Genomic DNA, 18,770 nt, shown 5'->3' with positions numbered 1-18,770 from the left:
GGCCTTTAAGTTTGGGAAGACTCGGAATTCTTGCTGGTGGAGGAGAACTCCCCCATATCGGAATGAAAGAAGCCCTTGCGGCGGGAGAAGATCCTATTTTTTTTTCCATCATCGAATCCGACTTCCATGAAGGAGACTATGGAGATCGCAACGTTCCGGTCCATATCGTAAAAATCGGAACTTTGATGAAATTATGCAAACGGTATGACATCGATCGACTTCTTCTTCTCGGAAAGGTCAAAAAAGAGATCATATTCAAAAATCTGAAATTCGATGTGAAAGCGATCAGTCTTCTAGCGAGAATGATTAACAAGCACGATTACTCGATTTTCAAAACCGCTTCGGAAGAGTTCTCAAAAGAAAAAATCGCAATCATTTCTCAGAAAACGTATCTCCAATCCTTATTCCTTCCCGAAGGAAGATTCACCAAAAAGGTTTTAAACAAAAAAGAGTTGGAAGATGTATCCTTCGGTATGGAATACGCCGAAAAGATGGCGGAACTAGACATCGGCCAAACCGTGATCGTTCTGGATAAATCCGTTCTTGCAGTGGAAGCGGTGGAAGGTACGGATTCTGCGATTCGCAGAGGCGGCTCTTTTGCCAAAAAAAGAAAAGCAACCGTATGTAAAAGTTCCAAACCCGATCAGGATCATCGTTTCGATCTTCCAACCGTAGGAGAAAACACTCTAAGGATAATGCACGAGAACAACTGCGAGACCTTGGCGCTTAGAATGGGGGAAACGATCATAGTTCATCCAAAAGAATTTATTAACCTTGCAGAAAAACTAAAAATCAATATTTTGAGTATCGGCAGTGGCAACCTTACGAAAATCAACTCCACAATCCAAAAAATCCGGTAGTCGACCCATATCCAAACGCGCGTCCAGTCTGTCGGCAAAAAAGGAAAATCCTAAAATTTTAATGTTAGCCGGAGAACATTCCGGCGATCTTTTGGGCGGAGAATTGATTCGAGAGCTCAAAAAAAATTTTTCCGATCTGGAAACCTTCGGAGTCGGCGGGGAAAGAATGATCGAAGAAGGTTTCGTTTCGATCGAGTCCATGGAAGAACTTTCCATCATCGGCTTTTCCGCAATCCTTTTCAAATACAGATTTTTAAAGACTTTGATCGGAAGATTGATCGATGTTGCCGTGGAGAAAAATTGCACTCACGCCGTTTTAATCGACTATCCAGGCTTCAATCTTCGCCTTGCAAAAGCACTCAAAAAACTAGGAATCACGGTCGTCTTTTACGTTTCTCCCCAACTCTGGGCTTGGAAGTTCGATCGAATCTATACGATCAGAGACAATGTCGATTTAATGCTCGTCTTATTTCCTTTCGAAAAAGAAATTTATGATAATTACGAAATTCCTTGTGAATTTGTAGGTCACCCTCTCGCGGTTCGTTTGAGGGAAAAGATCCGTAAAGAAGCGGCCATTCCCGAATTGGAAGATAAAACTCATTTTCATTTTACAATCACTTTGATGCCCGGTTCCCGTAGTGGTGAAATTCGAAGAATCTTAAACGATCTTTTAGAAACCGCGGGACAACTTTCGGATCATTATGAAATTGAAAAAAAGAAGATTCGCTTTCTTTTACCGAATATTAGTCAAAAGGAAGAAGTGTACATTCTCGAACAAATAGAATTCGCCAAATCCAAATTCCCAAATTTAAAAATCGAATATCTATTCGATCGTTCTCTCCGGGCGATCGAAGCCTCCGATTTGGTTTTGGTAACTTCCGGGACCGCAACATTAGAGGTGGCTTATTTTGAAAAGCCGATGGTGATCCTTTACAAAGTCAGCATATTTACTTACTTTATCGGTTCTCTTTTTATCCGAACTCCTTACATCGGGCTTGTAAATATTCTCTCCGGAAAAGAGATCTGCAGGGAATTAATACAAGCAGAATGTACTCCGATGCACATCTCGGAAGAATCGATTCAACTTTTGGACAACAAAAAATATCGCACTAAAATGATCGAAGAAGTTCGCCAAGTAAAAGAGGCGTTAGGAATTGAAAATTCATCCAGACATGCTTCCAGGGAAATTACGAAATTGATCAAAGGATTCTCCAAAAAAATAGGGACGGGATCCGAAAACCCGGAATTGCAAGCTTGAATTTAGAATTTTCTTATATTTCTAAATTGTAATCATCCCCACATTTTAAGAAACACAACAAGTAAAATTCTCAGAGAACAAGGTGGTTGTGTCGTAGCTCCGCATTTCAAACCGCAAGCGACACCGGTTAACCCGAACGTTTTTCGAATATTACTTTTATCGCATACACAAAATCATATCCGACGAAAAATTATGTTTTTTATATAAGAATCCGTCGAGCGCCAATAGAAGCGAGACGGCCTGAATTACCAACTTGATCTTTCTGATAAAGCAGAAAACTAAAGTGCATCGCTCCCTATCATAACCTTACCCACAAGTTAAGAAGGCTTTTGGGATCATAAGGATCAAAAACTGATATTTTTCAAGTGTTCCGACAAGAATGAGGCTTTTTACTTGCAAGAAGTATGATTTTGTGGTAAAGAAAACCTCCCGAGTCTTCCCACCGCCTCTCCCCTCCACCCAAAATCAGGGTGGGGCGTAAGTTTCACAGAGGATTTGTAGTAATTCCGACAGATTTATCTTCAGATCCAAGTATTTGTGGGTAAGGTTATGGCTTCCTATGGGGCGCTCTGAAGAACTCAATGCATCGCTTCCTATGGGGCGCTCTGCAGGATTTAGACTTTACAACACCGATCCCACGGTGGGAAAAGGCCAACGTGCTTTAAGAGGCAAACAACAAACTGAATATATTATAAAAAATTAAAATACTTTTCCAAAAAAATTCAATTAACGCCCGGAAAAAGCAAACGTAAATCGTTCAAAGAACGAATTCCCTGAATCTGAATGTCCGTATTTTGGACCAATTCGCTCAAATTTCCTTCGGGAAGAATCACCTTTTTCATACCGACCCCTGCAAGTTCTTTAATACGAAGATTGGCTTGCCCGATACTACGGACCTCCCCCGAAAGACCGACCTCGCCCAAAACGCAAGTTCCTTTCGGAAGAGGTTGATCGAGATAACTGGAAATAATCGAAGTGCAGATCGCAAGATCCAAAGCCGGTTCATCCGCATTTAGGCCTCCTGCAAGATTGCTAAATAGATCACATTCTCCTAATTTGATTTTGATATACTTTTCGATCACTGCAGCAAGCAAAATCACACGACGAGTATCCGGTCCCTCCGCCATTCTTCTTGCCTGAACAAAACCGGTTTTACTAACCAAAGCCTGCACTTCCACGGTGAGAGCTCTACTACCTTCCAACACTGCGCTGATTACGGAACCGCTTCTTTCCTCCGCACCTGCACTGACAAAAATGCTATTTCGATCCCCTACTTCTCGTAAACCGCCCGAAAACATTTCGAAGATCGCAAGATCCCCCACGGCACCAAAACGATTTTTAACCGCTCTGAGCAATCGGTAATAATTGAGTCGATCGCCTTCAAAATAAAGAACCGTATCCACAAGATGTTCCAAAATTTTCGGACCCGCAATGGTTCCTTCTTTCGTAATATGACCCGTCATCAAAATCGGAATTCCGGATCGTTTGGCAGTTTCGAGCAAAATTTGAGTACATTCTCTTAGTTGGGTGACGGTTCCGGCCTGATTCGGAAGAGCTTCTCTTGCAATTGTTTGAATCGAATCCACAAAAACCGCCGTCGGCCTTTCGCCTTCGATCATTGCGGAAATATTTTCCGCGTAAGTCTCAGAGGTAAGCAGAAGATTGGACGAATGGAATCCCATTCTTTCCGCCCGCATTCGAATCTGAGAAGGGGACTCTTCGCCGGAAATATAAAGAACCTTTTTATTTGCCTGTGTCAGATAACGTGAAACTTCAAGAACCAAGGTGGATTTTCCGACGCCGGGCTCCCCACCAATCAAGGTAAGAGAACCCGGAACCAGCCCGCCGCCCAAGACGAGATCGAGTTCTTTCAAACCGGTTCCCATCCTTTCGAGTGATTCTTCCTCTACTCTGTCTAAAGGAATTGGCTCCTGATACGATTTATTTTTCCGAGAATTTCCGCCTGAGGGGGCAAACCTCTCACTGCCGATTTCTTCAACGATCGAATTCCAATTCCCGCAGGATTCGCATTTACCGGCCCAACGGGAATAATCCTGACCACAGGACTGGCAAATAAAAGTTCGAGTAAGTCTCTTTTTCAATGTTCAAAAAGGGAAGGCATCTCAAGCCAATCAATCTGATTAAAAACGGGAAGACAACGAAAGGCCTCTCTGGCAAGGGAATCCCTGCCTTCTCTTACGAGGATTTCCGTGAGTTTTTGCTCGAGGGAAATCAGATATTTTACATCGCCGCTCGCATACTCGATTTGATCCTTGGTAAGAATTTTCTTTCCCCAATCGGAAGACTGATTTTTCTTATCGATCACCTCATCATAAAACTCCTTGATGAGATCCTTAAGACCGTGTTTGTCCGTGTATGTCCGTGCAAGTTTACTCGCAATTTTCGTACAAAAAACGTTCTCCAAAGAGATTCCTAAACGATAACGGAGAAAAAGAGAATCCATTCTCGCAAAATGAAAGATTTTTACGATTTCCGGATTTTCGAACAGGGACTTAAGTAATGGGGCTTCTTTTTGGTCGGGGAGAATTTGAACCAAACTTACGTTATTGGAAGAGCCGCAAATCTGCACGACACAAAGTCTATCTCTTCTAGGGTTGAGTCCCATCATCTCACAATCGACCGCTAGGCGATCATCCGCCTTATACTCTTCCAATCTTTTTCCCGAAAGATCTCCGAGAAAAAGCTCTGGTTTTATAGTTGAAGGTTTTGGAGGCATAAATTCATAATAATCCGTACCGTGCGGTTTCGGAAATCAAAAATACGAAACGGGAACTCTATATTTATGGAAAAGTTTCCGCTTGAAAAAGATAAACATGTTCATCGACAGCGATGGAGAATATGAAAGCCATTTTAAGATATAAAGTCTATGAGAATTCCTTTACATCCTCATTTGAAATTTCCGGCAAAGGAACCAAAACTTCCAGCGACTGTGGAAATTTTTCCCTTTCCCTTGGTCATAAAAAAACGGGGAAGAACGAAACATTCAAACCGTATCTCGAATGGATCGGAGAACAAAGACCCAAAGCCGGAACCGAAATTCTCACCCTGGAAATAGAACTTTCACCGCACTCGTTGGCAGAACCGAAGATCTTCCAACAAGGTTATCAATCCTGGAGTCTTTCCGCCGTTCACTCCCTTTCCGACGCGGATGAATCTCCGAGGTTGAATTTCCTTCGATATTCTCAGGAGAATTTCTATACGAATCATTCCGGTGTCGGAGGAGATTGGCAGAGTGAAGGGATGATTCTTCTGATTTCTTCCACAAAGGATCCGCATTATTTTGCGGGAGCAATTGGTCCCGGAGAACAAGGAGTAAAATTCAGAGTCATTTCCTCTCAAAGAAAAAAGGAACTGGAGAACTCCAAAAAAAAATCCTGGATTCCCGATTCCGGAATTTCCTTGATCTACGACTTCTATCGTTACGAGGATTTCAGAGGGAATAAACTTTCCCTCACTCCTGTCACAGTAACCCGTTTTACCATAAGCCCGGAAACATATTTAAAAAAGTATTTTAGTGAATTAGGAAAAACTCATAAAGTAAAACTTCCCACAGCACCTGTTCCGACCGGATGGTGTTCCTGGTACCAATACTACACTAAAATTTCCGAAAAGATCATTTTGAAAAATCTCGCTCTTGTAAAAGAGAAAAAACTTCCGATTCAATTCTTTCAGATTGACGACGGTTATCAAAAAGAGATCGGGGATTGGCTGACCACGAACGATCGGTTTCCCGGAGGAATGAGACTTTTAGCCGAAGAAATCCGAAGGGAAAAATTGACTCCGGGGATTTGGCTCGCACCCTTTCTCGTCCGAAAAAAATCCGAATTCTATCAGAAATATCCCGAAGCTATCCTCAAAGATCGGGACGGAAAGCCCGTGCCTGCGCTTTGGAATCCTCACTGGGGAATGGACTACACCTACTGCGTCGACGTAACTCATCCCACCTCCCGAGATTTCCTAGAGAACATCCTAAAAACGATCGTAAACGACAACGGATATCGGTATCTCAAACTAGACTTCTTATACGCCGCCCTTCTTCCCGGTTGGACTTACGATCGGAATATCTCGCCTCACAAACGTTATGTGGATACGATTCGGTTCGTCCGTAAAGTCGTCGGTAAAGATGTGTTCCTCCTTGGATGTGGAGCGCCCATCTATCCGTCGATCGGACTGTTCGATGCGATGAGAATCGGTTGTGACGTGGCGCCTTTCTGGGAAAGAGAAAAAACGAGAATTCTCGCAAAGGACAAACATGCGCTCAGTACCGAAAGAGCCTTGATTAACGACATTACTCGCTCTTCGATGCACAGAAACTTATGGTACAACGATCCGGATTGCCTTTTGGTTCGAGAAAGTAAAAATCATATGACATACGCACAAACTCAGTTGATGGCGAGCGTAATGGCAGTGAGCGGCGGAATGATTTTCGTAAGTGACGATTTGTCCCGAGTCGGAGAAGAAAGACTCGTGCTTTTAAAGAAAACATTAGAACTCGGAGTCAAGTGCAGAAGTAAAACTCCAGTTCCAATCGGATTCGCTTCCGGATCGTTTCCATCCGCGCTTTACAATCCGGCAGGCTTTTTAGGAATTTGGAATCCAAGGGAAGAAGAAAGTACGATCGAAATCCAAGTTCCTTTCGTCTCTAAACTCAAACAATTTCCGGATTATTGGACAGGAAAAGTTCCCGAATCCCTCGAGTATTTTTCAAGAAGTGGAGTTCTCAAATTAAAACTTCCGGCATACGGTTCCGTGGTATTACAAACCGCAAAAGTTGTTTGACTCCATCAAAGGAAAAAGTAAAATTTTCCAACCGAAAAATCACCAACGGAGAATTCGACCTGATGAAACAAATTCAAAAACTACTTATCTCTCTGACGTTAGGACTTACCATAATCAGCCTCAGCCACTGTTTTATTTCCGAATCCATCTCCACCGGAGTCCAATCCCTCAGCAAATCTTCCGATTCATTAGAAAGTCTCTCCAAATCAATCAAGTCACTTTCTGTTTCCGTGAGTTCCATTTTTTCTTCTTCCTCTGGCAACGACGAAGAGAAAGAAAAAGCGTATCTCAAAGACGTTCGCGATTTAACTGCGATGCACTTTGAAAACGGATTTCAAGAGATCGAATTCAAAAACGATCTTTCTACTTTAGCTTTTCGAAACGGACTCACAAACTGGAAGTCATTGCGAGTAACATATTTGGGAATCGGAAGCGGAATTAAAAAAGCGGGAATAGACGAAGATAAATTTCAAACCTTCTTACAAGGACTCGGGACTTCCAAGCCGGAAATCGTAGAGTCTATTCGTAAAGGATTCCATCAACTCTGAAAATTTTTCTTTCTCTCTTCTTGATAGCCCTGCTCTTTTCGACAGGGCTTTACTCCACACCCACAACGATCGATTTCATTTATGTGAACGCAAACACCGGACAGTCTAGTGGCGGGCACACGGGAATTCGAGTCGGAAACAAGGTCTATCACTATCAATTTTTTCCGGACGAGATCTTCCATTTGGTTCGGGAAACCTACGACGACTTCGCGTTCGATTACAACATAATATCCAATCGGACTAGTGTACTTACGAGATTGAAGCTTACACAAAAAGAAGTTTCCATCTTAGAATCGGGACTCAATCATCTTTATCTCGTCCAGTTCCGACATCTGCAAAACCTGGAGATGTTGAAGAAAGAAACAAAATTTCTTGAAGAATTAAATTCTCCTGAAAAAAAAATTGGACTCCGAGCGACTGCGTATTTTGCTCGGGGAGAAAAATCGAAACTTACCAAAGATCTAAAACCAAAACTTGCAACCGCTTTAGGGAAAGATTTTCTAAGTCATCTGGAACAAACTCTAAAAGACGAAATTCTCTCTCCGAACAACGAACTCCTGAGAATGGAGTTCCCTCCGCTTCCCGAAAAAATGAGCCGAGATAAATTTCCGTTTTTTAAGCCGGGGTCCTATTTAAAACTTCGCGATATACTAGAAGGAATCCTACTGTGCCAGATTCTCAGAGAAGAATGGTCCTTAAACAAAGAATTCATAATTTCTAATACAAAAGAATCCTTAACTGAACAAGAAAAAACGCTCTTGGAGAATTTCAGCATAAAACAAACCGAAGGACTGATCCAGGCCCTATCCGAAAGAGATCCGGGCTGGGCTTACAGCGCGCTTGTGACCCTGGGACGATTACACACGATCGAGGAAAGTATCCGCACCGGGATTCCGGTGTTTTTATCTAGTTTTCCGGATAATCCACAAATCGTTTACCAAGAAGATTCCGACGACACACAAGCTCTTCAACACATCACCGAAGAAACCTCGGCGATCGTATCACTTGCTCGAAAAAAGATTTTTGTCTTAAAGGAGCTAACGGAAAAAGAATATCAAATCTGGGAAGACGCATCCAACCGAGCCCTTGAACTGCAGAAAGGAATCGGAACTACGGTTCCGATTCGAGTGACCTGGGACAAATTGCTTCCTCAAAGAGAAAATAAATTCCTGATTCCGATGCACCTGCCTGAAAATTCCGTACTTGCAGAATACCTGAAACTCGCAAAAGCAAGAGAGTCGGAATATCATGTCCGTTTAAAAAAACTTTATCCCTTCCGTCTTCTATCTGAAAACTGTACGACTGAAATCCTCAAAAACGTACAAGACTCGTTTGATCGAAAGAGAATTCCTTTCCCAGGCGAGAAGATCAACTTCGGATTTTCGTTCGCGTTCATTCCGTTTTATGCATCTCATTGGATTTCCAATAATTGGAAGAACGAAGGAAAAAAAATTTTCCTTTCTTATCGAAGAAAAAAACTGACGAAACTATTAAAACAAAACCCGAGTTGGAAAATTTACCTTAAGGAATCGTTTACGTTCAGTTCCTCGATCTACAAATCCAACCGAGAAGACCATTTCTTTCTTCTCTTTACGGACGATGTGTTTTGGGTTCGACCTTTCTACGGAATCGCAAACTTAACGACCGGGCTCGGAGCAACTTTAGTCGGAATACTCGCCTTACCCTTAGACAGAGGAGAGCGATTTCAAAAGGGTTTTCAATCCTTGTTCTTCAGTTTTCCTGAACTTGCTTTTTTTAATATTCGAAAAGGAACATTCCCGATGGTGTCCATAAAAGAAATTCCGGACGAACTTTTTCAATTTCAAGAAGAGGATTAAATTTAACGTGAGTTCGGCGTAAGAAAGTTTGAGCCAATAAGAAACTAAAGTGTCGCACTTCCTAAGGGCACCACAAGTAATGGGGTCTCAATATAAATCTGCCGGAATTACGACAAATCCACTGTAAAACTTATACCTGCAAATGATTTATAGAGAGCGTTGCATGAGTTTTCCCTAATTTTGGGAGGAGAAAAGAAAGGCTTGGGGGACTTTCCATTATCAGAAAGTCGTATTTTTTGCAAGTAAAAAGGCTCGTTCTTGTCGGAACACTTGGAAAAATGTGTGTTTTAGATTCTTCTGATCTAAAATCCTTTTAAACTTGTGGGTAAGGTTATGCACGTTTTGGTGGAGGGGAACTCAGCCGCATTGCTCCCTAAGGGTCGCAAAGCGAGGAGGCGGGAAGACTCGGGAGATTTTTCAATCATACTTTTTGCAAGTAAAAAGCCCCATTCTTGTCGGAACACTTGAAAAGTATCAGTTTTTGATCCTTATAACCTCAAAAACCTTTTTAATTTGTGGGTTGGTTACGTTAGGAAGCGTTGCGCCTGAATTTTCCTGATTTTTGGATGATTGAAGTATATCAAACGCACGTTAGTTATGATATTGCCAATAGAAACAGACTAACTTCGAACCGAAGTTTCGCAAAAAATGCTTACAACAAAAAGGAACACTGGAACCATTTTGAAGCAAAGCGAAAACAGTTTTTTATGACGAGAATGGCGGATTCGGACCATTCCGAGATTTATTATTCTCGAATTTAGTCCAAACTAAAGTAACTTATTTACATTCAGCCGAATGCGCCTTCAAACATAAAAAAGGCCGATCTTTCTTGGAAATAAAACTTTCAATGAATCTCTAAAAGAATATAAGAAGAATCGTCCCTATATTCTTTTAGAGGAATCGAGGAACGAACAAAATCGTCCAAAGCGTTTTTCATACGTTTAACGGAGTCATGACCAGACTTGTGGATCGCGTTCAATTCTTCGATCAAGGGATGGTTGAGACTGTTTATGATTCCGTCGGAAAAAAGGAAGATTATATCCTGATCCTCGAAGTTCGTTTCATAACTCGGAAAATCCAAGTCTTCCACAATGCCCATCAATTGACCCGACTTTTCATTGAAAAACGAAAATCCGTCTTTGTGAAAATGAACCGGAAAAGGATGCCCTCCTCTGGCATAAACCAACTTCTTTTCGTTCGGGAAAAGAATCACACAAGCGGCAGTCATACTGTGGGTCCCAATGTTCAAACAAAGTTCTTGGTTCATCCTTTTAAGAATAACAGACGGGTCATGTGAATTCTTAAACTCTTCTCTAGCGAGAGTTGTCATCAGAAGCGCAATGAGTCCGGAAGTAACGCCGTGATCCTCCACGTCCCCTAAAAGTAAAAGGATCGCCTTTTCCTTTTTAAGAATCACGTTAAAATCACCGCTCACAAAGGAAACCGGAGTCACATCCGCCTCCACTTTGTACGGACTCAGGTCGGGAATCGAAAAGATTTTTCCCTGAACTCTGGAAGCGAGGCGAAGATCTCTCATGATAACTTCTTCACGCAGATCCTTGTCTTTTAGAATAACATAATAATCATATGCTTTTTGAATAGCTATCTGAACTGTCTGAATCGAAAAAGGTTTGAGTAAAAAGTCGCTCGCTTTGTGCGTAAGAGACGTGACTACATTATTGATATCCCTTTCTCCGGTCATCATGATCACCTGAGTTTTGGGTTCTAACCTTTTAAAGTAGGGAAGAATTTCGAGACCGCTCGTACCCGGCATATGAATATCGAGAAAAACGATCGGATTTAATTCCCTTTCAAAATATTTTTTCCCTGCTCCACGGAATCGAAAAATACGCTCTGATATCCGAGCTTATTCAGGATGAGTTCAAGAGTTTCTCCGACGTCCCTGTCGTCGTCGAGAATGATAATTTCCGGCCTTAAGGAAAATCCCAACATATTAAATTTTCCTTAAATACTGGATTTCCGAAACAATCCTTTCCACTTTTTTATAATATTCTTCGTCGAAAAGTACGGACTCAAAATACCCGTTGATGCAGGAAATCATTTCTCCGTATCTCCAAACGTAAAGTTCTTTCGTGGAAGCCTCGCAGATCTTTTCGTTGTGGATCTGCTCGCTCAATTCTCTCAAATTGGTTCTTTTGAAAGAACGAAGGATAGCACGGAACTTCCCTTCCTTTTCGGGATCCACAAACTGAAAGGACTTATGAAACAAAACGGCATCGTGAAAATATTCCGGAATGTTGAAAGCGCCGTAAGCGCCTAATTTTGTGGCAAGAATTCTGATAAATCCAGTGATCTCATTCATAAGAGAAAGTCCGGGATACTCTTGGCCCTGAAACAATTTCTTTTTGGTTCTCATGTATTTCATCTTTAAATTCTGGGTCAAGAGCCAGTCAATATAAACGAGTTTATAGGATTGATCCAGCTTTTTAAACTGAAAGTCGGAAAATTTCAAGCGCATGTGGACTAGAATTTCGCCGGAGGAATTTTTGATATAAATTCGATTGTCCATGTCGGAAATCCCGTCCAAAAAAATCCCGTAGTCTTTATAACCTCTCGCCTGAAGGACTCGAAAGATTCCCGAATTTTCAAACATCTCTTGTACTTCTTCTTGTGAAAAACGATTAAAAAGTTTATTTTCAATTCCGAGAGAAGTCTGAAACTCTCTGGAAATGTCGATCATTCCCAGATCTTGACCGTCCCAAAATTCGGGATTTCCTTTTTTCTTATCGGAAAAAATGCTCATAGTCAATCGGTCGCAAATATTTTGATCGTGTTGTAGTGAATTGTCACCGTATCGTAAAAGTCCTTCGCATATCCTCCCGCCGGAAGAATCACGGCAGGCACGTCTAACGCACGAACGAAGTCTCTGACGATCTTATCCCTCTTTCGTAACCCTTGAAGCGTGAGTTTTAAATCTCCGAGGGAATCTCCTTCAAATGGATCGGCTCCAGCAATATAAAAAATCAAATCCGGTTTGAAATCGGATTTGATCTTGTGTAGAGATTCCTCCAAAAGCTCCAAATACTTTCCATCCTCCGTACCTTCTTCAAGAGGGATATCAAGTCCCGATTTTTCTTTCTTAGGATACAAATTTTCCTGATGCATGGAAAACGTAAACACGTCCGAGTCTTCTTGAAATACGACGGAATTTCCGTTGCCTTGATGAAGATCCAAATCGATGAAGAGAATTTTTCTACCGGGATACGTCCTTTGATACAATTTAACCGCGATCGCCGCATCGTTCAAATAACAAAATCCTTCCGCCCGATCGGGCATACTATGATGAAAACCGCCGCCGATATGATAAACGAACTTGTATTTTTGGGTCAGTTCGGTGGCGAGTATCGTACCTCCGACCGCTAAAACAAAACTTTGAACGATTTGTTTCGTAAGTGGAAGCTCCGAATACTGGGTTCTTTCGGTGATTTTGAGAGAAAAAAAATCCTTTAAAAATTCCTTAGTATGAACCAATGCCAAATCTTTATCCTTAGCGGGCTCGGGTCTGTATACATAAAGATTTGCGAGCTTACGATCCTGTTTTACAAGATCGTAAATCATTTGATATTTCCTTGCCGGAAATATATGAGGTCCCAGATCTATATTATAATCCGGATGATAAACTAAACCAATTCGTTCTAACTGCTTCTCCAAGAAGAGGACGCCTATTTTTGGTTCATTCTATTTTTCGGTTTCCGTTCGTAAAGAGGAAATATTAGCTGGAACAATGGAAGGCATTTATCTATAATTACCGTTCATGAAAATCCTGAACTGGAAAAAAACCAAAATCGTTTGTACCATCGGTCCTGCCTCTTCTTCCGAAGAGACCATCCTTTCCATGCTCAAAGCGGGAATGGATATCGCTCGAATGAATTTCTCGCACGGAACTCACGACTCTCATAAAAGAGTTTACGATACGTTACGCAAATGCGAACAAACCTTCGGTTTTCCATTGGGAATTATGGCCGATTTGCAAGGTCCAAAAATTCGAACCGGAAAATTAAAACTCAATTCCATTCTACTCCATAAAAATCAAGAGATTCAAATCGTCCCCGACGCGGATTTCCAGGGTGACGAACATACGATCGGCTGCACCTATCCGAATCTAATTCAAGATATTAAAGAAGGAGATAAGATCCTCATCGACGACGGTAAACTAATTCTGAAAGTCATTTTTAAAAAGTCGGACTCCGCAATTTTAAAAGTGATCGTAGGCGGCATCTTATGGAGTAATAAAGGAATTAATCTTCCGGGAACTCCAATCTCCGCTCCCGCTCTTTCCGAAAAGGACGTAGAAGATCTGAAATTTGCGCTTTCTCTCGGGGTAGATTACATTGCACTTAGTTTCGTTCGGACGGGTGCGGATTTGGAATTAGCCAGATCTTTATTGCAAGGAACCTATACCGGATTGATCGCAAAAATCGAAAGACCGGAAGCGATCGAAAACATAGAAGAAATCATAGAACGCGCAGATGGAATCATGATTGCAAGAGGGGATCTTGGGGTCGAGATCGAAACGGAAAAAGTCCCGATCCTTCAGAAGGAACTCATCTACAAACTCAATCAAGCGGGCAAACCAGTGATCACGGCGACACAGATGTTGGAATCAATGATCGAAAATCCGAGACCGACCCGTGCCGAAGCAAGCGACGTCGCAAACGCAGTTATGGATGGAACGGACGCAGTGATGCTCTCTGCGGAATCCGCAAGCGGTCATTATCCTTTGGAATCGGTGGAGATCATGTCGAAGATCATTCAAGAAACGGAAACCATCAACCATATCTATGAAATCCACTGGAATATTAAGAAGACATTCTTAGAATCCGAAAGAACCGCCTTAGGAAATGCTGCGAGAGAAATCGCTCACGGAATTCACGCAAAAGCGATCGTTAATTTCACGAGAAGCGGCTATTCCGCTTTGATCACTTCGGAAATGAGACCGAAGGTTCCGATCTATTCGTTTACTCCCTTTGCCACCACAGCAAGAAAGATGAAACTCTACCGAGGTGTGATACCTTTCGTAATGCCTTTTTTCACAAGATTGGAAGATATGATCGCATACATGAATCAGAAACTCAAAGAGGACGAATTTCTCTTTCCGGGAGACAAGATTGTGATTCTTTCCGGTGCTCCAGGAACTACAGTACGTAGCGTCGATTTTTTACAGATTTATCAAATCCATTGAGTTTCATCCTTCTACAAACCCTAAAGATAAAAATTTTTCCATTCAATCTTTTTTCTTGGATGAAATTTTTAAAAAATTCTCGAGCCCGCAATGAATTCATATTATCAATTGACAAATTTTAATTTGTGTAGAACTACACCGTAAAAATACATCTCCCAATAATCCTCCGCTTTTATAATTCCAATTTTTCAAAAAGAAACATTCTATAATTTGAATACATTTTATTGTATTGTATTCGTTTCTTATTTTCATTTTTTACTTTCCAGTTTCTCTTTTTAGTTATAGAATTGGACTTAATTAACAATTCTACCATAACGACAAAGAAATATCTGTGAATAGTCAACGAATCATTCTGCTTTCGTATAGAAACTTTTTTATAACAATTCTCAAGCCGATTTCTTATAACAAAAACTTCTTTTTCAAAACCTCGCTTACTTTTTCTTATTTGAGGAAACGCATGAAGTATGAGAAAGGAATCCAACATTGAGAAACTTTTCGATTATTCTCTTTGAATGCGTTTTGTATAATGAAAAACTTTACGGGTATGTTTTAAAAATGAAAACCGATCTCTCACATCATATCTCCATAAAAAACTAAAATAATGGAAATAGACAAACGATGAACTTTAAAGAAGAATACAATCTTGAAAAACTCGTGAATAATTCTATAGATCTACTGTCAATAGTAGACTTAAAAGGCAAAGTTCTATTGGTAAATCCTGCTTTCGAACGGACTCTAGGTTGGAAAGAAGAGGAATTGATCGGAAGAAACCCATTTCACTTGCTTCACCCTGAAGATAGGGAAATCACTTTTCAAGAGTTCGAAAAATTGAACCAAGGTTTACCGACTTTTTCTTTCCAAAATCGTTACATTTGTACGGATGGAAATTATAAATATTTTACCTGGACAGCCTCTCCTGATCTTAATTCCGGTTTAATTTATGTGACCGGAAAGGATATCAGCGAAATGATCGAATCCAACCGTAAGATCAGTCAACTTGCAGCCGAACTCAAAGTCGCGAATGATAAATTGTTTGAACAGGCTTGTACAGATCCGTTGACAAAGCTCAAGAACAGAAGAGCCTTCAACGAAGATTTGAATCGCCTGATTCATCTCGCTCAAAATCAGGGAACTTCACTTTCCTTGTTGATGATCGACGTCGACTTTTTCAAAGACTATAACGACAATTTTGGTCATCCGGCGGGAGACAAGGTTCTGATTGAAATCGCCCTCTTACTCACCAGAGCCTTGCGCAAATGCGACGTTCTGGCAAGATACGGCGGTGAAGAATTCATTATCGCCTTACCGGATGCTTCACAAACGGATTCCGTAGAAATCACAGAAAGATTAATTCAAACCATCAGAGAATTTTCTTGGGAAAAAAGACCCATTACCATCAGTATCGGCATTTCAACCCTTACTTTTCCTCTCGGTGGAACTCTTCCAATCGAAAATAATGCCTGTCTGACGAATCTAATCGAATCCGCAGACCGTGCGTTATACGCATCAAAAACGGAAGGACGTGACAGGTTTACCCATTTTACCGAAATTCATTCTCCTGATAGATTGAATCTTTCCTCTTTTCAGTAAGAAGAACCGATCTCGCAAAATACCACGACAAGTTTTCATTTTTAAAACAAGAATTACTCTTATCTTTGATAGAAGTACAACAGGATTTTAATCTTTACTTCTAAGAATCTATCTCAAAAATACTTTATCTTTTCTTGAAATGCAGATCCCGATCATTCTAAGATATTTTTGAGATAGATTCTAGAAGTAATATCCGAGAAAATAACAACCGCTTTTAGACTTACGATCAGCTTTGTATAAAGTTCCGTAGATTCGAAAATCTCCACATTGGAACCGAGCTTCGATTTTCTTTCACCGAATTCACGTTCAATTAGACGAACCGAATCTCTTCCCGATTACCGGAAACAATCTCTCCGATTTTGTGGACAGACTCCCCCGTAGATTCTAAAAATTCTTCGGCAATATCGACGTGTTCTTTAGAAACGACCAACATATAACCAATCCCCATATTGAACGTTCCGAATAGTTCCAATTCGTCGAGTTTATAATCCCTTTTGATCTTCTCGAAAAAATATCCCGAAGGAATTTTGTCCTTATAGAATTTTGCCTGAGATCCTTTCGGAAGAACCCTTGGAACATTTTCCTGGTATCCACCTCCGGTGATATGTACCATTCCTTTGACCGGGACCTTTTGCAAAAGTTTTAATATACTTTGAACGTAAATTCGAGTCGGCTTGAGAGCGTAATCCTTTAAAAACTTTATTTGTTCGGGATCGGATGGAAGATGTTTTCCGTCTTTCAAAAGAAGTTTACGAATGAGCGAAAATCCGTTGCTATGAGGTCCACTGGATTCGAGTCCTAAAATCTTATCTCCCGGTCGAATCATGGAACCGTCTATCATCAAATCCCTTTCGACCACACCCACCACAAAACCGGCAAGATCAAACTCGTCTTCCTTCATCGTTCCGGGATGTTCCGCAGTCTCTCCTCCCAGCAAAGCTGCGTTAGACAACTTACATCCATGGACGATTCCGGCAACGATTCGATCCATTTTCTCAATATCCAATTTTCCGCATGCTATATAATCCAAAAAGAAAAGAGGTTCCCCCCCGCAAACAAGAATGTCGTTCACACACATCGCAACTAAATCGATTCCGATCGTGTCGAAAGTGTTCAATAATCGTGCAAGTTCTATTTTTGTTCCGACACCGTCGGTACCGGAAAGAAGAACGGGTTGGTTGTATTTTTTAAGAATACTTACATCGTAAGCTCCCGCAAAGCCGCCGAGGCCGCCAAGAACTCTGGGACCATGGGTAGATTCTACGTTTCGTTTGATCTTTTGTACGAACTCTCTTCCCTTTTCAGTATCCACACCGACACTTTTGTATGTGATCTTTTCTTCCATTCTCAAAGTTCCGATTCTTTTTTAGAATAGCTTGAAAAAGTCAAAATCCCTGCACACAAAAAAAACCGGACTCACAAGGAAATCCGGCACTTAAGGACAAAGATTCGGGAATTCAGGAAATTATTTCATTTGGTCGATCTGCTCCATTGCAGCCAATTCTTCTTTGGCAGCAGCTCTCGTTTTCAGATCCTTATCACCCGGCTTTAAATCCACAGCCTGCCCCGCTTCGACCAAAACCTTGATATTATCGGATTTGCGAGTAACTTCAACAGCCCCTTCGCGGACCGCAAACGTTCCGGTCTCGTCTTTCTTGTTCACTCTCCCCCAAAACTGAGTTCCTCGAACTGCCGCGACTACGGTAGGAGTATCGACAAGTAAACTCTGACCCTTCGTGAGTTTACTTGCTTTGATGAGTATATTTCCTTCAGAAACTTGAAAAGAAGCACTGTCCGCATTGAGAGCGGCTAAAGTCGCCGTGCTTCCACCTAATAGTCGGAAACTACCAAGTTTAGAAGTGAGATCCAAAACCGCATCCGAATCCGTTTTGACGGATTGCTTTTCGGTCACGTTTGCAAGTGGAGAAAGTTCTTTGCCGGTCTCCACTATGGAAGCCTTTCCCCTGAGAAAGGTTACGACTGCGTCTGAACTTTCCAACACCTTAGGTTTACATACAATGAAAAAGAATAAAATCGCGATCAGTAAACGGACCATAAATACTCCGATTCAATCCTCTATAGAGAAGTTTTCGTAATTATACTCTAATTCGCAAAAAACCAATCGAATTTTTAGAATAAAGTTTAGAAATTTATTTCAAAAAATTTAAAAATCACTTTAGAAATTTATTTCCATAGAATCGGTTTTCAAAAATCAGGCCGGAATCCTTTTCTGGAAGGTGATTTATACTTAGAACTTGTTCTCGAATTGCAAAAGTTCTGTCGCCAATCGAAAGTGGAATTCCTCATCGCTGTTTAAGATAAGCTTGTAAACGGATCCGGAAACTGAACTCCGATTCGAAACTCTTTGACGAACTTGTAAAGAATTCAATAGATGTTTTATCGTCCCAGAATTTCCGTCGTAAATCCTCACATTCGGAAAGTTTTTTAGAATTATATGTTTTAAAAAAATATAATGTGTACATCCAAGAACGAGGTTCTCCACGTTCTCCTCCCGGAGTTTTTTCAAAATAGGCCGAAGATATTTCTCTGCCTCGTCAAATTCTCCCTTATCCACCAAGCCGGCTAGACCGGGACAAGAAACGGGAAGAATCAATTCTTCCGCTCCCAATTCCGCTTTGAGCCTTTGTAATTTTTTCTCTCTTTGTGTGACCG

Annotated in this window: 16 protein-coding genes and 1 pseudogene (1 of these 17 only partly in view); 9 read left to right on the top strand and 8 right to left on the bottom strand. The window is 41.2% G+C overall.

The annotated features are described in order from the left end of the window. Positions 1-11 precede the first annotated feature (11 nt). The 3 genes from CLV95_RS11955 to CLV95_RS18885 all read left to right on the top strand — a co-directional run bounded on the left by CLV95_RS11955 (position 12) and on the right by CLV95_RS18885 (position 2,821). Entirely contained in the window at positions 12-860 is an 849-nt protein-coding gene (locus tag CLV95_RS11955) for an LpxI family protein (RefSeq protein WP_002721135.1), read from the top strand. Then, positions 814-2,118, top strand: coding sequence for a lipid-A-disaccharide synthase (gene lpxB / locus CLV95_RS11950; protein WP_026054896.1), 1,305 nt, complete (start codon positions 814-816; stop codon positions 2,116-2,118). The genes CLV95_RS11955 and lpxB overlap by 47 nt, the downstream gene beginning before the upstream one ends. Positions 2,119-2,677: 559 nt before the next feature. Beyond that, positions 2,678-2,821, top strand: a complete 144-nt coding sequence (locus CLV95_RS18885; protein ID WP_155118082.1) for a hypothetical protein — start codon at positions 2,678-2,680, stop codon at positions 2,819-2,821. Positions 2,822-2,840: 19 nt separating this feature from the next. Here the strand turns inward: CLV95_RS18885 and radA are convergent, their stop codons facing one another. Together radA and CLV95_RS11940 are read right to left on the bottom strand one after the other, a co-directional pair. Continuing rightward, positions 2,841-4,220 carry a DNA repair protein RadA gene (radA, locus tag CLV95_RS11945; protein WP_002721197.1) on the bottom strand — a complete coding sequence of 460 codons (1,380 nt, stop codon included), beginning with the start codon at positions 4,218-4,220 and terminating at the stop codon, positions 2,841-2,843. Further along, a complete protein-coding gene (locus CLV95_RS11940; protein ID WP_002721218.1) occupies positions 4,217-4,855 on the bottom strand; it encodes a ribonuclease D in 639 nt (212 codons plus the stop codon). The genes radA and CLV95_RS11940 overlap by 4 nt, the downstream gene beginning before the upstream one ends. 122 nt (positions 4,856-4,977) lie before the next feature. Between CLV95_RS11940 and CLV95_RS11935 the strand changes: the two genes are divergently transcribed. The 4 genes from CLV95_RS11935 to CLV95_RS19810 all read left to right on the top strand — a co-directional run bounded on the left by CLV95_RS11935 (position 4,978) and on the right by CLV95_RS19810 (position 10,065). Continuing rightward, entirely contained in the window at positions 4,978-6,918 is a 1,941-nt protein-coding gene (locus CLV95_RS11935) for a glycoside hydrolase family 36 protein (protein ID WP_002737585.1), read from the top strand. A gap of 62 nt (positions 6,919-6,980) precedes the next feature. Further along, complete coding sequence (locus tag CLV95_RS11930; protein WP_026054055.1) at positions 6,981-7,466, top strand: putative lipoprotein; 486 nt, start codon at positions 6,981-6,983, stop codon at positions 7,464-7,466. An 83-nt stretch (positions 7,467-7,549) separates the two neighbouring features. Continuing rightward, complete coding sequence (locus tag CLV95_RS11925) at positions 7,550-9,304, top strand: hypothetical protein (protein ID WP_002721178.1); 1,755 nt, start codon at positions 7,550-7,552, stop codon at positions 9,302-9,304. 566 nt (positions 9,305-9,870) lie between these two features. Beyond that, positions 9,871-10,065 carry a hypothetical protein gene (locus tag CLV95_RS19810; RefSeq protein ID WP_002721147.1) on the top strand — a complete coding sequence of 65 codons (195 nt, stop codon included), beginning with the start codon at positions 9,871-9,873 and terminating at the stop codon, positions 10,063-10,065. Positions 10,066-10,148: 83 nt separating this feature from the next. Here the strand turns inward: CLV95_RS19810 and CLV95_RS11915 are convergent. The 3 genes and pseudogenes from CLV95_RS11915 to CLV95_RS11905 form a co-directional block, all read right to left on the bottom strand. Next, positions 10,149-11,257: pseudogene (locus tag CLV95_RS11915) on the bottom strand (PP2C family protein-serine/threonine phosphatase). 1 nt (position 11,258) lies between these two features. Next, a complete protein-coding gene (locus CLV95_RS11910; protein ID WP_002732037.1) occupies positions 11,259-12,068 on the bottom strand; it encodes a hypothetical protein in 810 nt (269 codons plus the stop codon). A gap of 2 nt (positions 12,069-12,070) precedes the next feature. Beyond that, a complete protein-coding gene (locus CLV95_RS11905) occupies positions 12,071-12,976 on the bottom strand; it encodes a histone deacetylase family protein (protein WP_016749144.1) in 906 nt (301 codons plus the stop codon). Positions 12,977-13,079: 103 nt separating this feature from the next. Here CLV95_RS11905 and pyk point away from each other — a divergent pair, with 103 nt between their 5' ends. Further along, complete coding sequence (gene pyk / locus CLV95_RS11900; protein ID WP_002721209.1) at positions 13,080-14,507, top strand: pyruvate kinase; 1,428 nt, start codon at positions 13,080-13,082, stop codon at positions 14,505-14,507. A gap of 618 nt (positions 14,508-15,125) precedes the next feature. Then, positions 15,126-16,097, top strand: coding sequence for a sensor domain-containing diguanylate cyclase (locus CLV95_RS11890; protein ID WP_002731977.1), 972 nt, complete (start codon positions 15,126-15,128; stop codon positions 16,095-16,097). A 310-nt stretch (positions 16,098-16,407) separates the two neighbouring features. Here the strand turns inward: CLV95_RS11890 and purM are convergent, their stop codons facing one another. The 3 genes from purM to murI all read right to left on the bottom strand — a co-directional run. Further along, positions 16,408-17,442, bottom strand: coding sequence for a phosphoribosylformylglycinamidine cyclo-ligase (purM, locus tag CLV95_RS11885; RefSeq protein WP_002732044.1), 1,035 nt, complete (start codon positions 17,440-17,442; stop codon positions 16,408-16,410). 120 nt (positions 17,443-17,562) lie between these two features. Next, entirely contained in the window at positions 17,563-18,165 is a 603-nt protein-coding gene (lsa19, locus tag CLV95_RS11880; RefSeq protein ID WP_026054874.1) for an adhesin Lsa19, read from the bottom strand. A gap of 180 nt (positions 18,166-18,345) precedes the next feature. Then, positions 18,346-18,770 carry the 3' portion of a glutamate racemase gene (murI, locus tag CLV95_RS11875; RefSeq protein WP_002732033.1) on the bottom strand. The gene runs 352 nt beyond the window's last position, so the window shows 425 of its 777 coding nt (coding positions 353-777); its start codon lies beyond the right edge, outside the window — the gene reads right to left on this strand; the stop codon is at positions 18,346-18,348.

Source organism: Leptospira borgpetersenii serovar Javanica (assembly GCF_003046425.1).
Lineage (GTDB): Bacteria > Spirochaetota > Leptospiria > Leptospirales > Leptospiraceae > Leptospira > Leptospira borgpetersenii.
This window is presented reverse-complemented; position numbering and strand designations above follow the sequence as displayed.

What these genes read in the sequence shown, in the direction of transcription:
- CLV95_RS11890 (WP_002731977.1), top strand. Translation starts at nt 15,126, where the DNA reads ATGAACTTTAAAGAAGAATACAATCTTGAAAAACTCGTGAATAATTCT.
- CLV95_RS18885 (WP_155118082.1), top strand. Translation starts at nt 2,678, where the DNA reads ATGGGGCGCTCTGAAGAACTCAATGCATCGCTTCCTATGGGGCGCTCT.
- CLV95_RS19810 (WP_002721147.1), top strand. Translation starts at nt 9,871, where the DNA reads ATGATTGAAGTATATCAAACGCACGTTAGTTATGATATTGCCAATAGA.
- purM (WP_002732044.1), bottom strand. Translation starts at nt 17,442, where the DNA reads ATGGAAGAAAAGATCACATACAAAAGTGTCGGTGTGGATACTGAAAAG.
- CLV95_RS11935 (WP_002737585.1), top strand. Translation starts at nt 4,978, where the DNA reads ATGAAAGCCATTTTAAGATATAAAGTCTATGAGAATTCCTTTACATCC.
- CLV95_RS11940 (WP_002721218.1), bottom strand. Translation starts at nt 4,855, where the DNA reads ATGCCTCCAAAACCTTCAACTATAAAACCAGAGCTTTTTCTCGGAGAT.
- CLV95_RS11930 (WP_026054055.1), top strand. Translation starts at nt 6,981, where the DNA reads ATGAAACAAATTCAAAAACTACTTATCTCTCTGACGTTAGGACTTACC.
- pyk (WP_002721209.1), top strand. Translation starts at nt 13,080, where the DNA reads ATGAAAATCCTGAACTGGAAAAAAACCAAAATCGTTTGTACCATCGGT.
- CLV95_RS11910 (WP_002732037.1), bottom strand. Translation starts at nt 12,068, where the DNA reads ATGAGCATTTTTTCCGATAAGAAAAAAGGAAATCCCGAATTTTGGGAC.